This window comes from Actinomadura vinacea (assembly GCF_039532545.1).
In the GTDB taxonomy this organism is placed as follows: Bacteria; Actinomycetota; Actinomycetes; order Streptosporangiales; family Streptosporangiaceae; genus Spirillospora; species Spirillospora vinacea.
This window is the reverse complement of record NZ_BAAARW010000024.1, coordinates 234,237-247,980: the sequence shown is the minus strand read 5'-3', so window position 1 is coordinate 247,980 and position 13,744 is coordinate 234,237. Positions and strand designations below refer to the sequence as shown.

General features: G+C 72.4%; 15 protein-coding genes. 7 read left to right on the top strand and 8 right to left on the bottom strand.

Translation table 11 applies throughout. The annotated features are described in order from the left end of the window. Nucleotide 1: 1 nt before the first annotated feature. The gene (locus tag ABD340_RS32545; RefSeq protein WP_344594201.1) at nt 2-706 is read left to right on the top strand and encodes an ankyrin repeat domain-containing protein; all 705 of its coding nucleotides are present in this window, start codon (nt 2-4) and stop codon (nt 704-706) included. 25 nt (nt 707-731) lie between these two features. Here the strand turns inward: ABD340_RS32545 and ABD340_RS32540 are convergent, their stop codons facing one another. After that, nucleotides 732-1,082: a DoxX family protein gene (locus tag ABD340_RS32540; protein ID WP_344594199.1), complete on the bottom strand. Its 351-nt coding sequence runs from the start codon at nt 1,080-1,082 to the stop codon at nt 732-734. Continuing rightward, the gene (locus ABD340_RS32535; protein ID WP_344594198.1) at nt 1,079-1,384 is read right to left on the bottom strand and encodes a hypothetical protein; all 306 of its coding nucleotides are present in this window, start codon (nt 1,382-1,384) and stop codon (nt 1,079-1,081) included. The genes ABD340_RS32540 and ABD340_RS32535 overlap by 4 nt, the downstream gene beginning before the upstream one ends. A 126-nt stretch (nt 1,385-1,510) precedes the next feature. Here ABD340_RS32535 and ABD340_RS32530 point away from each other — a divergent pair, with 126 nt between their 5' ends. Next, the gene (locus tag ABD340_RS32530) at nt 1,511-2,422 is read left to right on the top strand and encodes a LysR family transcriptional regulator (protein ID WP_344594196.1); all 912 of its coding nucleotides are present in this window, start codon (nt 1,511-1,513) and stop codon (nt 2,420-2,422) included. Nucleotides 2,423-2,472: 50 nt separating this feature from the next. On the opposite strand, the gene ABD340_RS32525 is transcribed toward ABD340_RS32530, so the two are convergent. Further along, a complete protein-coding gene (locus ABD340_RS32525; RefSeq protein ID WP_344594194.1) occupies nt 2,473-4,776 on the bottom strand; it encodes an ATP-binding cassette domain-containing protein in 2,304 nt (767 codons plus the stop codon). A 470-nt stretch (nt 4,777-5,246) separates the two neighbouring features. Then, on the bottom strand, nt 5,247-5,609 hold the full coding sequence (locus ABD340_RS32520) for an antibiotic biosynthesis monooxygenase family protein (RefSeq protein ID WP_344594193.1): 363 nt from the start codon (nt 5,607-5,609) through the stop codon (nt 5,247-5,249). Nucleotides 5,610-5,715: 106 nt separating this feature from the next. On the opposite strand from ABD340_RS32520, the gene ABD340_RS32515 reads away from it, so the two are divergent. Continuing rightward, nucleotides 5,716-6,678 (top strand): helix-turn-helix transcriptional regulator, encoded by a 963-nt coding sequence (locus ABD340_RS32515; protein ID WP_344594192.1) that lies wholly within the window; start codon nt 5,716-5,718, stop codon nt 6,676-6,678. 6 nt (nt 6,679-6,684) lie between these two features. Here the strand turns inward: ABD340_RS32515 and ABD340_RS32510 are convergent, their stop codons facing one another. Further along, complete coding sequence (locus ABD340_RS32510; RefSeq protein ID WP_344594191.1) at nt 6,685-7,281, bottom strand: TetR/AcrR family transcriptional regulator; 597 nt, start codon at nt 7,279-7,281, stop codon at nt 6,685-6,687. Nucleotides 7,282-7,366: 85 nt separating this feature from the next. On the opposite strand from ABD340_RS32510, the gene ABD340_RS32505 reads away from it, so the two are divergent. Then, complete coding sequence (locus tag ABD340_RS32505) at nt 7,367-8,356, top strand: ATP-binding cassette domain-containing protein (RefSeq protein ID WP_344594190.1); 990 nt, start codon at nt 7,367-7,369, stop codon at nt 8,354-8,356. Further along, nucleotides 8,353-9,183 carry an ABC transporter permease gene (locus tag ABD340_RS32500; protein WP_344594188.1) on the top strand — a complete coding sequence of 277 codons (831 nt, stop codon included), beginning with the start codon at nt 8,353-8,355 and terminating at the stop codon, nt 9,181-9,183. The genes ABD340_RS32505 and ABD340_RS32500 overlap by 4 nt, the downstream gene beginning before the upstream one ends. 18 nt (nt 9,184-9,201) lie before the next feature. Here the strand turns inward: ABD340_RS32500 and ABD340_RS32495 are convergent, their stop codons facing one another. After that, on the bottom strand, nt 9,202-10,020 hold the full coding sequence (locus ABD340_RS32495; protein ID WP_344594187.1) for a TetR/AcrR family transcriptional regulator: 819 nt from the start codon (nt 10,018-10,020) through the stop codon (nt 9,202-9,204). Between the two features lie 101 nt (nt 10,021-10,121). Between ABD340_RS32495 and ABD340_RS32490 the strand changes: the two genes are divergently transcribed. Continuing rightward, a complete protein-coding gene (locus ABD340_RS32490) occupies nt 10,122-11,126 on the top strand; it encodes an ATP-binding cassette domain-containing protein (RefSeq protein WP_344594186.1) in 1,005 nt (334 codons plus the stop codon). Next, complete coding sequence (locus ABD340_RS32485; RefSeq protein WP_344594184.1) at nt 11,126-11,959, top strand: ABC transporter permease; 834 nt, start codon at nt 11,126-11,128, stop codon at nt 11,957-11,959. The genes ABD340_RS32490 and ABD340_RS32485 overlap by 1 nt, the downstream gene beginning before the upstream one ends. A gap of 42 nt (nt 11,960-12,001) precedes the next feature. Here the strand turns inward: ABD340_RS32485 and ABD340_RS32480 are convergent, their stop codons facing one another. Together ABD340_RS32480 and rsgA are read right to left on the bottom strand one after the other, a co-directional pair. Beyond that, nucleotides 12,002-12,517 (bottom strand): GNAT family N-acetyltransferase, encoded by a 516-nt coding sequence (locus tag ABD340_RS32480; protein WP_344594182.1) that lies wholly within the window; start codon nt 12,515-12,517, stop codon nt 12,002-12,004. Beyond that, entirely contained in the window at nt 12,514-13,575 is a 1,062-nt protein-coding gene (rsgA, locus tag ABD340_RS32475) for a ribosome small subunit-dependent GTPase A (RefSeq protein WP_344594181.1), read from the bottom strand. The genes ABD340_RS32480 and rsgA overlap by 4 nt, the downstream gene beginning before the upstream one ends. Nucleotides 13,576-13,744 lie beyond the last annotated feature (169 nt).

Here is a 13,744-nt window from a genome sequence, read left to right as displayed (position 1 = left end):
CGTGCGATCTTCGGGGAGGCGAGGCCGGCGGCGCGTCCCGGCGGTACCGCCGCTGTCCGGGTTCGGCGGCATACGGGGCCGCCGCCGAGCCCGGCAGGTGGACGCGCTGCTGTCCGCCGCGGCCGCCGGCGATGCCGGGCGGCTGCGGCGCAGCCTGGCCAGGGGCGTGCCGATCGACCGCTCCGATCCGCGCGGCGACACCGCGCTGCACCGCGCCTTCTACGCCGGGCGGCTGGAGGCGGTCGCGAACCTGCGGGCGTTCGGCGCGGACGAGAACCTGCGCAACAAGGAGGGCCTGACCCCGCCGGAGATGGCACGGGTCGCCGAGGCCGAGGAACTGCTGCGCGAGGGCGTCCGGTGCCTGGCCGCCGACGGGGCCTGGCGCGCGGAGGAACGCGCCAGGCCCCTCTACGACCGGCTGGTAAGGCAACCGCCGCGGATCCTCAACCCGGCCCTGGCGCGCCTGGCCCGCCGGGACGGCGAGTGCCGCGCGCTGCCGATCCTCGCGATCAAGGTCGGTGCGCGCGGATCGGAGTCCGGGCTCGTCGCGATGCTGGACGGGTTCGGCGACCGCTCGATGGCCGTCGCCTACCTGAACTCCGGATCACCAGTGCTGCGGGAAGCCGCCGAGAGGTGGGCGGGACGCAACGGCTACCGCGTCTACCACCGGGCGGGCCGGGCCGGCGTCCTGTGGGGACGATTCTGACATCGGCCCCCTGGCGTCGGAGGTTTCACTGCGCTACGGCCACGGCCAGGGACGCGCTCGCCAACGCGAAACAGCCTCCGGGGAAGGCGATGTTGTGGAAGACGCGGGTGCGGACATGGACGGCGATGGCGCCGAGGAAGAACAGGACGAGCCCGAGCGCGGCGGCGATGCCCAGAAACCGCACACCCGCCAGTCCGAACAGGAGCCCCGCGGCTCCGGCGCCCTTGAGCAGGCCGAGTACGGGAATCCAGGATTCCGGGAGGTTCACCGCCGCCGCGTTGGCCCGGACGAACCGGGCCCCCGCCAGATCGGCGACGGCGACCGCGGCGTTGACCAGGATCGTCAGGGCGGTGATGACGACGTAGGCGACCGTCATCGGGTGAAACCGTACGAGCCGATCACCTCGAGCGGCTGCGGCGTCGGGGCGCCCCCTTCGACCCACTGGGCCACGGTCGCCTGGAGGTGGCGCGCCGCTTCGATGCCGGGCAGCGGGTTCTCCAGGCCCTGGTTCAGCTCCAGCAGGGCGACGAACTCGTTGCCGCCGGGGCGATGCAGGTAGAGGTACCGGATCCCCTCCGGCTGCTCGTCCCGCACGGCCTGGAAGGTCGCCTCGGTCGCGCGGATCACCTCCGCGACGCCTTTCTCGGCCACCTGGTAGCGAATCAGCAGAAGAGGCATGACGTCCTCGCGTTCCGTTGTGGGATGCGGGTGGTGCGGGCGGTGCGGGCGGTTCCTCCGCCCGCGGTCTCCACTCTGGCCAAGCCCCGGAATCGCGTCTAATACCTGCATCCATAACCTGGTGGCATGGATGTCGACACCCGGTTGCTGCGCTACTTCGCGGCCGTGGCGGGGGAGGGGAACCTGACCCGTGCCGCCGAGCGGCTGTACGTGTCCCAGCCCGCGCTGACCAAGCAGATCAAACAGCTGGAGAACCTGCTCGGGGTACGGCTGTTCACGCGGTCGCGGGCCGGGATGGCGCTCACCGAACCGGGCCGGGCCCTCGCCGAACGGGTGCCCGCGCTGCTGGCCGACTGGGACCGGACGCTGCAGGAGACCAGGGCCGCGGCCGGGCGGGCGGCGCGGGTGCTGCGCGTCGGTTTCCTGGCCAGCGCCGCCAACGAGGCCACCCAGCAGATCATCGCCGCGTTCGGCCGCCGCCGGCCGGGTTGGCGGGTGGACATGCGGCAGGGGTCCTGGGGCGACCCGACCGCCGGGCTGGCCGACGGAGGGGTCGACGCCGCCCTGCTGCGGCTGCCCTTTCCCGGCCAGGACGCGCTGCTCGTGGAGAAGCTGTTCACCGAGCCCCGCTGGGTGGCGCTCCCCAGCGCGCACCCGCTCGCCGACCGTGACCGGATCGCCTTCCGCGAGCTGTGGGACGAGCCGTTCGTGGCCGCCCCGCCCGAGACCGGCGAGTGGCGGGACTACTGGCTGGCCACCGACGCCCGCGACGGCCGCGCCCCGCTCATCGGCGCCGTCACCGACCAGCCCGACGACTGGCTGAACGCGATCGCCAACGGCTACGGCGTCGCCCTCGCCCCCGAATCGACCGCGCGCTTCTACGCCCGTCCGGGCATCACCTACCGTCCGGTGACCGGTGTCGCCCCCAGCCAGGTCGGTGTCGCCTGGTCACCCGCCGCCGACGGCGACGCGGCCGTCCGGGACTTCGTCCGCTGCTGCGTGGACTACAGGGCGTCCAGGGACACGGCCGGGTCCTGAGCCCGGCCGTGTCCCCCGGAGGGAGGACCTGCCAGGGGTCCTAGGGGCCCCTAAGAGCGGTGCACGTATTGGCGGAGATGCTCGGCGGTCAGGGACGTCCCGGTGTCGACCAGATCGGCCGGGGTGCCGGTGAAGACGACCCGCCCGCCCTCGTGACCGGCGCCCGGCCCCAGGTCGATGATCCAGTCGGCGTGCGCCATCACGGCCTGGTGGTGCTCGATGACGATGACGGTGTTGCCGTCGTCGACCAGGCGGTCCAGCAGGGCGAGCAGGTGGTCGACGTCGGCCAGGTGCAGGCCGGTGGTGGGCTCGTCCAGGATGTAGGTGGTGCCGTTCCGGGCCATGTGGATGGCCAGCTTGAGGCGCTGCCGCTCGCCGCCCGACAGCGTGGTCAGCGGCTGTCCCAGGCCGATGTAACCGAGCCCGACGGCGTCGAGGCGGTCCAGGATCGCGTTCGCCTGCCCGGTGGTGAAGAACTCGCGCGCCTCGGCGACCGACATGCCGAGCACCTCGCTGATGTTCTTGCCGCGCAGCCGGTACGACAGCACCTCGGCTGTGAAACGCCGGCCTTCGCACTCCTCGCACACCGACGCCACCTCGGCCATCATGGCCAGATCCGTGTAGATCAGGCCGATGCCCTTGCAGGCCGGGCAGGCGCCCTCGGAGTTGGCGCTGAACAGGGCCGGCTTGACCCCGTTGGCCTTGGCGAAGGCGGAGCGGATCGGGTCGAGCAGCCCGGTGTAGGTCGCCGGGTTGGAGCGCCGCGACCCGCGGATCGGCGACTGGTCGGCGACGATCACGCCGTCCCGGTGCGGGAGCGAGCCGTGGATCAGGGAGCTCTTGCCCGACCCGGCGACGCCCGTGACCACGGTGAGGACGCCCAGGGGGAGGTCCACGCTGACGTCCTGGAGGTTGTGCAGCGTGGCGCCCTCGATCCGCAGGTGCCCGTTGGCCGGACGCGTCTTCTCCCGCAGCTCGACCCGGTGGTCGAGGTAGCGGCCGGTGAGCGTACCGGACCGGCGCAGCCCGTCCAGGTCGCCCTCGTAGCAGAGCCGGCCGCCCTCCGTCCCGGCGCCCGGCCCGAGGTCGACCACGTGGTCGGCGATCGCGATCATCTCCGGCTTGTGCTCCACGACCAGCACCGTGTTGCCCTTGTCGCGCAGCTGCAGCAGCAGGTCGTTCATCCGCTGGATGTCGTGCGGGTGCAGGCCGGCGGTGGGCTCGTCGAAGACGTAGGTGACGTCGGTGAGGCTGGAGCCCAGATGCCGCACCATCCGCACGCGCTGCGCCTCGCCGCCCGACAGCGTCGAGGACTCGCGGTCCAGGCTCAGGTAGCCGAGCCCGATCTCGACCATCGAGTCCAGCGTGTCGCGCAGGGACTCCAGCATCGGCCCGACGGAGGGGGCGTGGACCGTCCGGACGAACTCGGCCAGATCGCTGATCTGCATGGCCGAGCACTCGGTGATGGTGCGGCCGTCGATCCGGGACGAGCGGGCGGCCTCGTTCAGCCGGGTACCGCCGCAGGCCGGGCAGTCGGTCAGCTTGACCGCCCGGTCGGCGAACGCGCGCGCCTGCGGGCGCATCGACTCGCGGTCCTTGGCGAGGTACATCCGCCGGACCTTGACGACCAGGCCCTCGTAGGTGAGGTTGCTCCGGTCGATCTTGATCTTGGTGGCGGGCTTGTGCAGGAAGTCCTCCCACTCGGCGGCGGTGAAGTCCTGCAGCGGCCGGTCCGGGTCGTACAGGCCCGAGTTGGCCATCACCTGCCAGTACCAGGTGTCCACGCCGAAACCGGGGACCTTGATCGCCCCCTCCTTCAGCGACAGCCGCCGGTCGACCAGCTCGTCGACGTCGATCTCGGAGGCCCGGCCCAGGCCCTCGCACTCGGGGCACATGCCCTCGGCCGCGTTGAAGCTGAACGCCAGCGGGGGGCCGACGTGCGGCGTGCCGATCCGGCTGAACATGATCCGCAGCATGGTGTGCGCGTCGGTGGCGGTGCCCACGGTGGAGCGCGAGTTGGCGCCCATCCGCTCCTGGTCGACGATGATCGCCGCGCTGAGGTTGCGCAGCGCGTCGACCTCGGGACGGGCCAGGCTCGGCATGAAGTTCTGCAGGAACGCGGTGTAGGTCTCGTTGATCAGCCGCCGCGACTCGGCCGCGATCGTGTCGAAGACCAGCGAGGACTTGCCGGACCCGGAGACCCCGGTGAAGACGGTGAGGCGGCGCTTGGGGATGTCGAGGGAGACGCCGGTGAGGTTGTTCTCCCGGGCGCCGCGGACCTGGATGAGGTCGTGGCCGTCCGCGGCCCGATGATCGGAAGAGCGGCCGCCGCCGGCCTGCTGGCTGGAGAGCACGAAGATCCTTCGGTTCGTAGAGGGGGGAGGGGGATTCGAAAAGAGGAGCCTACACTGTACGCTGTACGGCGTTTTCTCGGCGGGCCGCGACGCTCGCCCCGGACCCGCGCGGCACGTCCGCCGTGCCGTAACGCATCCTGAGCCCGCACGCCTCGACGGCGGGCCCGTCGTCCCGCTCTTGACGGCCGGACTTTTCCGGTCTGTCGTCATTGTGCGCCACTGATTTCATGCCTTCAAGTTTGCCATTGAACTGCTTATTGAACCTTTCGCCGAAGTCATCCCAGATACTGCGAAAGCAGTGCAGCAAAACCCTCAACCACGACGTTAGGTTCTGCGTGATGTCGCGGGCGGGGCCGCTACGCCCGCCGGGCGGTCCGGGCGCCGATGACGAGGCCGTCATCCGCGCTGGACGGCGGTGCGAGCGGCTTCGTGCTCAAGCCGGGTAATCCTTATGAGCTGATGGCGGCCGTTCACGACCCCGTCTCCCGCGGCCCCGGGCCGACCTCGCGCGCGACCGTGTAGCGGGGAGATCCGGTCATGCGGGGTTCGGCCTCGCCCTTCAAGCCGTCCAGGGCGCTCTGGATCGCCGCGATCCGGCCCTCGTTGTCGGAGACCTCTTCGAAGTGCCTGAAGTCGGCCTCGCTCGCCCAGTGCACCAGGTTGTAGACGCGCGTGCCGTCCAGGCTCACCAGGAAGCGGGCGGACCGGTAGCCGGGGTAGAACCGGACCCAGCGTTCTTGGATCTCGGCGAACGCCTCGACCAGTTCGCGCTGGGTCTCGGGGCCGTCGACGGTGTAGTCGATGATCGAGTAGTAGCCGGGGTCGGCGGTCATGGGCGCACCTCTTCAGATCGTTTGCCCCCACCCTCAAACCTCAAGCCATCTTGAGGTCAACCGTATAGGTCAGCTTCTGTCCGTTACTTCGGGCATGCTCGAAGGCATGGGAGACACTTCGGCGCGGTTGCTGAACCTGCTGTCGCTGCTGCAGACGCCGCGCGACTGGGCCGGGAGCGAGCTGGCGGAGCGCCTCGGGGTCAGTCCGCGCACCATCCGGCGCGACATCGACCGGCTGCGCGAGCTGGGCTATCCGGTGAAGGCGACGATGGGCCCGGTCGGCGGGTACCGGCTGGTCGCGGGCACGGCCATGCCGCCGCTGCTGCTGGACGACGAGGAGGCGGTGGCGATCGCGGTCGGGCTGCGCACGGCCGCCGGGCATGCGGTCGAGGGCATCGGCGAGGCGTCGCTGCGGGCCCTGGCCAAGCTGGAGCAGGTGCTTCCGGCGCGGCTGCGGCACCGGGTCGGGACGCTCAACGCGGCCACCGTCCCGCTGCCCGCCGCGGCCGGTCCCGCCGTCGACCCGGAGATCCTCGCGGTGCTGGCGGCGGCCGCCGCGGGATGTGAACGGCTCCGCTTCGCCTACGAGTCGATGAGCGGCGTCCGCAGCCGGCGCCTGGTGGAGCCGCACCGGCTCGTGCCGATGGGACGGCGCTGGTTCCTGGTCGCCCACGACAACGACCGCGACGACTGGCGGATCTTCCGGGTGGACCGGGTGAGCGAGCCGCGTCCGATCGGGCAGCGGTTCGAGCCGCGCGAACCGCCCGGTCGGGACGCGGCCGCCTTCGTCCTGGACAAGCTCTACTCGTTTGCGCCCGCCTACCGGGCGGTGGCGACCCTCCATCTGCCCGCCGAGCGGGTGCGCGGGCGGCTGGGGGACAGTCCCGAGGAGATCGAGCCGATCGACGAGCACCGGTGCCGCCTCAACGGCAACAGCGACACCCTGGAGTGGCTGGCCAGCCGGCTGATCATGCTGGGCTGCGAGTTCGAGGTGCACGAGCCGCAGGAGCTGATCGACTATCTGCGGGAGCTGAGCGGTCGCGCCGCCCGCGCCTCCGGGGCCGCCTGACCGCGGTCAGGTCCGGTGCCTGATGCCGTTCTCGAACGTGCGGACCACGGTCGGGGTGACGCCGTGCCGGGGGATCAGGCCCTTGTCGGCGTTCTCATACCCGGTGAAGACCAGGGCCCAGAGCACTTGCTGGATCCAGGCCGGGGCGACGTCGGGGTCGAACGCGCCCTCGGCCTGACCGCGCTCGATCAGCCGCAGCACCGGGTCGTCGACGGGGAGCGCGCCGTCCTCGCACCCGTCGTCGGCGCGCGGGCCGTACTCCGCCAGGACCCGGGGGTCTCCCCACAGGAACAGGATCCGGTCGCCGGCCCCGACCATGGCCGCGATGAGCCGGCGCATCGCCTCCAGCGGCGGGCCGTCCTCGAGCTGCGCCTCGGCGACCGAGCGGCCGAGGACCTCCAGGGAGTCCTCGACGACGGCCTTCATCAGCTCCTGGCGGTCGGGGAAGTAGCGGTGCAGGGTGCTGCGCCCCACGTCGGCGGCCTCGGCGATGTCGGCCAGTGTCGCACCGTGGTCGCGCGCCAGCACCGAGGCGGCGGCGGCGAGGATCGCGCGGCGGGTGCGGCCGCGGGTGCCGGACTCGGGGATCTCGGTCGTGCTCATCGCACCAAAACGTATCACTTGACAACCAACATGAGAGCTGTGCCACCCTGAATGGGACATTGATGTCCCAAATAAGGAGTTGCCTGTGCAGCAACCGACATCCGCGGTCGTCGTCGAGGGGGTCCGCAAACGCTTCGGCGCGACCGTCGCCCTCGACGGGTTCGACCTGGCGGTACGGGAGGGCACGGTGTGCGGCCTGCTCGGGCCGAACGGCGCGGGCAAGACCACCGCCGTGCGGATCCTCAGCACCCTGCTGCGGGCCGACGGCGGCCGGGCCCGCGTGGCCGGGCACGACGTGGCCCGCGAGCCGGCCGAGGTCCGCCGGCGCATCGGGCTGGCCGGGCAGCATCCGGCCGTGGACGAGATCCTCACCGGCCGGGAGAACCTGGAGATGTGGGGGCGGCTCTACCACCTGGACGCCCGTACCGCCCGGCGCCGGGCCGACGAGTTGCTGGAGCGGTTCGGGCTGACCGAGGCCGCGCGCCGCCGCGTCAAGCACTACTCGGGCGGCATGCGCCGCAGGCTCGACCTGGCCGCGAGCTTCATCCTCTCCCCGCGCGTGCTGTTCCTGGACGAGCCCACCACCGGCCTGGACCCGCGCAACCGCAACGAGGTCTGGCAGAGCGTCCGGGCGCTGGTCGAGGGCGGCACGACCGTGCTGCTGACCACCCAGTACCTGGAGGAGGCCGACCGGCTGGCGCACCAGATCGCGGTGATCGACTCCGGCCGGGTGATCGCCGACGACACGCCCGCCCGGCTCAAGGCGCAGACCGGCGGCGACCGCATCGACCTGGTGCTGCACGAGCCGGAGACACTCGCGCGGGCCGCCGAGGTGGTCGCCCGCGTCACCGCCGCCGAGCCCCGCGTGGACCGGGACGCCCGGCGGGTGGACGCCCCGGTGCGCGACGGCGTCGAGGCGCTGACCGAGATCATGTCGACGCTCGCCGGGGACGGTGTCGCGGTCGAGGACGTCGCGCTGCGCCGTCCCACCCTCGACGAGGTGTTCCTGCGCCTGACCGGCCACCGTGCCGCCGAGACCGTCCCCGCCGAGGCCGTCCCTGAGGAGGCCGCATGACGACGGTGCTCACCGCGCCCGCCGCGCCGAGGACGCCGCAGGCCCGGCTGCGCTGGGCGCTCGCCGACGGCTGGACGGTCGCCCGCCGCGATCTGATCCACTGGCTGCGCAACCCCGCCGTGATCGCCTATCAGCTGCTCTGGCCACTGATGATGGTGCTGATGTTCGGCTACGTCTTCGGCAGCGCGATGGTGGTGGCCGGCGGCGGCGACTACCGCGAGTTCCTGATGCCGGGCCTGTTCGGCCAGACCATGATGTTCGGCGTCGCGACCACGCTCACCGCGGTCTCCACCAACGCCTCCTACGGCGTGACCGACCGGTTCCGCTCGATGCCGATGTCCCCGTCGGCGGTGGTGCTGGGGCGCAGCTTGTCCGACCTGATCAACTCGGCGCTGGAACTGGCCATCCTGATCGGCTGCGGCCTGGCCGTCGGCTGGCGGTGGAACCAGGGGCCGGTCCGGGCGCTGGCCGCGGTCGGGCTGCTCCTGCTGCTGCGGTTCGCGCTGATCTGGGTCGGCATCCTGGTCGGGCTGATGATCAAGCCGGAGGCCGCCGCGGCGGCCTGGGCCCCGCTGTTCCCGCTGACGATGGTCGCCAACACCTTCGTCTCGCCCGAGCAGATGCCCGGCTGGCTGGGCGCACTCGCCGCGTGGAACCCGCTGTCGGCCACCGTCGCCGCCTGCCGGGAGCTGTTCGGGAACCCGGGCCTGGGCGGGGACTCCTGGGCCGCGCAGCATCCGATCCTGTTGGCCGTGGCCTGGCCACTGGTGATCGTGGCGGTGTTCCTGCCGCTGTCGGTACGCCGCTACCGCCGCCTGGACCGCTGACAGGAGAATCCGTCTCGATCACCCGTGCTCGCCCGTCCGCTCGTCATCGTGTCGAGGCTTCGGCGGGGAGGGGAATGGCAGGGACGGCACGGGTGGGAGTGCGGCCTGGACGCAGTCGAGGACGCGTTCCAGGCCGTGGCGGAAGGCGGCCTCGCTGCCCATGTGGGGCTGCCGCGCGTCCCTGACGATGCGGGTGAGCATGGGGTGCTCGCCGCTGTTGATCAGCTGGTGGACGTAGGGCGCGCTGCGCCCCATCCAGCCCTCCTTGCTCAGCCCGCTGCGGCGGTGTTCCTTCTCCCAGGCCAGCTCGTCCTGGACGGCGCTGTCCACATACCCCATGACCAGGCCGAACAGCACGAGCATGTCGTCGATCGGGAGGCCGAGGTCGAGCGCGCCGACGCCGAACTCCAGCACCCGCAGCTCGTTGGGCCCGAACGAGGGCCGTCCGTGCTGCGCCTCCGACAGCCACGGGTGCCGCAGCCGCATCGCCCGGCTCCGCCCGGCGAGCAGGGTCAGGTCGGCGCGCCAGTCACCGGAGGGCCGGTCGGGCGGGTCGAGTTCGCCCATCACGTGGTCGACCATCAGCTGGATCAGATCGTCGCGGCCGGGCACGTACCGGTACAGCGACATCGCCCCGGTGCCGATCTCGGCGGCGATGCGGCGCATGGACGCCGCCTCCAGCCCCTCGGCGTCGGCGATCCGCACGGCCGTCTCGGTGATCTGCGCGCGGCTGTAGGCCGGACGCGGTCCCCGGGACGGCCGTTCGGGCCGCATCCAGATGTTCACGTACCCGGTGTCGTCCCCGGTGTCATCGCCTCGCTCGGTGCCGTCGGCCACCCGGCCTCACCTCCTCCTTCGGAATCTTAGTTGCGTACGCCGTACTCGGTTGTTTAGCCTGCCGTCATTAAACCGCGTACGACGTACCCAATGGAGGGGACATGGCGGAACCCATCGTGGTCGCCGAGGGACTGCGCAAACGTTTCGGCGACACCCACGCACTGCGCGGCCTCGACCTGGCGTTGCCCGCGGGCCGGGTCTGCGGCGTGCTCGGCCCCAACGGCGCGGGCAAGACGACCCTGATCCGGATCCTGGCCACGCTGTCGGACCCCGATGGCGGCACCGCGCGCATCGCCGGGCACGACGTCGTCCGCAAGGCCGACCGGGTGCGCGCGCTCATCGGCCTGGCCGGCCAGTACGCCGCCGTCGACGAGAAGCTCACCGGGCGCGGCAACCTGCGCATGTTCGGCCGGCTCTACCACCTGTCCCGCGCCGACGCCCGCCGCCGGGCCGACGAGCTGCTGGAACGCTTCGGGCTGATGGAGGCCGCCGACCGGCAGGTGCTCGGCTACTCCGGCGGGATGCGGCGCCGGCTCGACCTGATCACCAGCCTGATCCTGCGCCCCCAGGTGCTGTTCCTGGACGAGCCCACCACCGGCCTCGACCCGCGCAGCCGCAACGAGATCTGGGACAGCATCCGGGAACTGGTCGCCGACGGCACCACGGTGCTGCTGACCACCCAGTACCTCGACGAGGCCGACCGGCTCGCCGACGCCGTCGCGGTCGTCGACCACGGCCGCGTGATCGCCGACGGCACCCCCGACGAGCTGAAGGGCAGCATCGGGGACCGGCTCGACGTGGCGCTGGAGGACGCCTCGCTGGTGGCGCGCGCGGCGACCGTCCTGGGCGGCCTGACCGGCGGGGAACCGGAGGCCGCACCGGAGACCGGCCGGCTCAGCGTCCCGCTGAACGGCGGCGCCAAGGCGCCGGTGCGGCTGGCCGACGTCGTGCGGGAACTGGACCGCGCCGGAGTCGCCGCCGCCGACGTGAGCGTGCGCCGCCCGACGCTGGACGAGGTCTTCCTGCGCCTGACCGGCCAGCCCGCCACCGCCGGACCCGCCGAACCCGCGGGCGCCGAACCCGAGAAGATCAAGGAGGGCGTGTGATGACCACCGTCCAGACGTTCGCGGCGCCCTCCACCCTGGAACGGGTGCGCTGGACCCTCGCCGACGGGCTCACCCTCGTCGGCCGCGAGCTGAGCCGCATGCGCCAGGAACCCGGCGCCCTGATCGGTGCGCTGATCTTCCCCGCCATCATGGTGGTGCTGTTCGGGTACGTGTTCGGCAGCGCCATCCAGGTGCCCGGCGGCGGGAACTACCGCGAGTACCTGATGCCCGGCCTGTTCTCCATGGTCACCTTCACCTCCGTCATGGCGCTCACGATGCAGGTGGCCACCGACGCCTCCAAGGGCGTGATGGACCGGTTCCGTTCGATGCCGATGGCCCGGTCGGCGGTGCCGTTCGGGCAGACCGGCGCCGACGTCCTGACCGGCTTCCTGAGCGTGGGCATCATGGCGGCGGCCGGGCTCCTGGTCGGCTGGCGGGCGCATCGCGGAGTGCTGCCGACCGTCGAGGCGTTCGTGCTGCTGTGCGTGCTGCGGTACGCGCTGAGCTGGGTCGGCTGCTACCTCGGCCTGGTGGTGAAGAACGAGCAGACCGCGGACCAGCTGATGCCCCTGGTCCTGCCCTTCACGATGCTGTCGAACTCGTTCGTCCCGACCGAGGGGATGCCGGCCTGGCTGCGGTTCCTGTCCGATTGGAACCCGGTCAGCGCGCTCACCGCCGCCTCCCGGGAGCTGTTCGGCAATCCGGGCGTGGCGACGGGCGACGTGGCCTGGCCAATCGCGCATCCCGTCGCGGCCGTGCTGCTGTGGTCGGCCGTGCTGCTGGCGGTGTTCATGCCGCTGTCGGTCCGCACCTACAAGCGCAAGGGCCGCTGAACGGCCCGTCCGGCGGGGCACGCCCCGCCGGACGGGCGCGGATCAGACGCCGAAGGGCGCCGCGTACTCGATCGTGCCGGACGCGGCGGGCACGGAATCGTCGAGGACCAGCGCCATCAGCGCCTCGTCCGGCACCTCGAACGACGCCCGGATCCCCAGCCGCGAGGCCGGGACGAACCCGAACCTGGGGTAGTACTCCGGATGCCCGAGGACCACGACCAGGGGCTCGCCCCGCTCAGCGGCCGCCCGCAGCGCGGCCCGGGTCACCGCGCCGCCCGCGCCGCGCTTCTGGTACCGGGGCGGCACGGCCACCGGGGCCAGCGCGAGGGCGTCCGCGCCGCCGACCCGGCAGCGGGTCAGCAGCGCGTAGCCGGCGACCTCTCCGCCGGGCGTCTCGGCCACCCAGGACAGGCCCGGCAGCCAGGCCAGGTCGGCGCGCAGGGCGTCCACCAGGTCGGCCTCCTCCGAAGTGGGGAAGGCGGCCAGCACGACCCGCCGCACGGCCGGCACGTCCCGGCCGGTCTCGGGCCGGGTCTTCCACTCGATGGCGTCGCTCACCGCTTCTTCCCCTCGATCTTGTAGCGCTGCCGCAGCGACTTGCTGAGCTCCTTGTACCGGCCGGCGCGCTCGGCGCGCAGCCGGGCGTCGCCGCGCGAGGCGATCCACTCGTTCTCGCGCTGCAGCTTGCGGTAGCTGTCCAGCCGCCGCCGCGGCAGCCCGCCCGCCTCGACCGCGGCGAGCACCGCGCAGCCGGGTTCGCTGTCGTGGGCGCAGTCGGTGAAGCGGCAGTCCAGCGCCAGCCCCTCCACGTCGGCGAAGGTGCGCTGGAGCCCCGCGGCGGCGTCGATCAGCCCGACGCCGCGCAGCCCGGGCGTGTCGATCAGCACGCCGCCGCCGGGCAGCGGCCGCAGCTCGCGGCGCACGGTGGTGTGCCGGCCCTTGCCGTCCTGCTCCCGGACGGTGCCGGTGGCGAGAACCTCGGCGCCCAGCAGCGCGTTGCCGAGGGTGGACTTGCCCGCGCCCGACACCCCGATCAGCGCGATCGTGCCGGTGAGGACGGCGGTGACGATGTCGACGCCGGCGCCCGTGGCGGCGCTGCAGGAGACGAGGTCGGCGCCGGGCGCCACCGCGGCGACCTGCTCGGTCAGCGCCGCCTCCTCGGCGGGGCCGGCGACCTGGTCGGCCTTGGTCAGGACGATCACGGGCCGGGCGCCGCTCTCCCAGGCCAGGGCGAGCAGCCGCTCGATCCGTCCCAGGTCGACGGGCTCGGCCATGGAGACGGTGATGGCCACGGTGTCGACGTTGGCGGCCAGCACCTGCCCGCGCGACTCGCCCGAGGCCGAGGCCCGGACGATCGCGGTACGGCGGGGGAGCAGCGCCGCGACCGCGGGTCGCCCCCCGGGCCGCAGCGCGGCCCAGTCCCCGGTGCAGGGGCCTTCGACGGTGGTGGTGTCGGCCCGCAGCGGGCCGGTCTCGGTGATCGCATCGCAGCGGCCGCGGTCGACGGCCGCGATGCGGGCGGGGATCAGCCCCGCGTCGCGGTATCGGGTGAAGTCGTTCTCCAGGCACTCGTCCCAGCCATAGGCGGTGAGGGCCTGCGAAGATGCAGAGGACAACGGTTGATGAACCCTTGCGTGAAGGGGCCCCGGCGAGACGGCCGTGAAGGGGTCAGCCCAGGGCCCGGGAAATGAGGATGGCCGGAATGCTGCGCGCAGCAGCGATCACCGCGACGGCCATTCACCTCACCTCCCCATAGGTCCGTTGCTCCTCATTGCAGGCTACAAG

Bases quoted from the DNA above. Each gene is read 5' to 3' on its own strand.
- ABD340_RS32540 (WP_344594199.1), bottom strand. From the start codon at position 1,082: ATGACGGTCGCCTACGTCGTCATCACCGCCCTGACGATCCTGGTCAAC.
- ABD340_RS32535 (WP_344594198.1), bottom strand. From the start codon at position 1,384: ATGCCTCTTCTGCTGATTCGCTACCAGGTGGCCGAGAAAGGCGTCGCG.
- ABD340_RS32530 (WP_344594196.1), top strand. From the start codon at position 1,511: ATGGATGTCGACACCCGGTTGCTGCGCTACTTCGCGGCCGTGGCGGGG.
- ABD340_RS32520 (WP_344594193.1), bottom strand. From the start codon at position 5,609: ATGACCGCCGACCCCGGCTACTACTCGATCATCGACTACACCGTCGAC.
- ABD340_RS32515 (WP_344594192.1), top strand. From the start codon at position 5,716: ATGGGAGACACTTCGGCGCGGTTGCTGAACCTGCTGTCGCTGCTGCAG.
- ABD340_RS32510 (WP_344594191.1), bottom strand. From the start codon at position 7,281: ATGAGCACGACCGAGATCCCCGAGTCCGGCACCCGCGGCCGCACCCGC.
- ABD340_RS32500 (WP_344594188.1), top strand. From the start codon at position 8,353: ATGACGACGGTGCTCACCGCGCCCGCCGCGCCGAGGACGCCGCAGGCC.
- ABD340_RS32490 (WP_344594186.1), top strand. From the start codon at position 10,122: ATGGCGGAACCCATCGTGGTCGCCGAGGGACTGCGCAAACGTTTCGGC.
- ABD340_RS32485 (WP_344594184.1), top strand. From the start codon at position 11,126: ATGACCACCGTCCAGACGTTCGCGGCGCCCTCCACCCTGGAACGGGTG.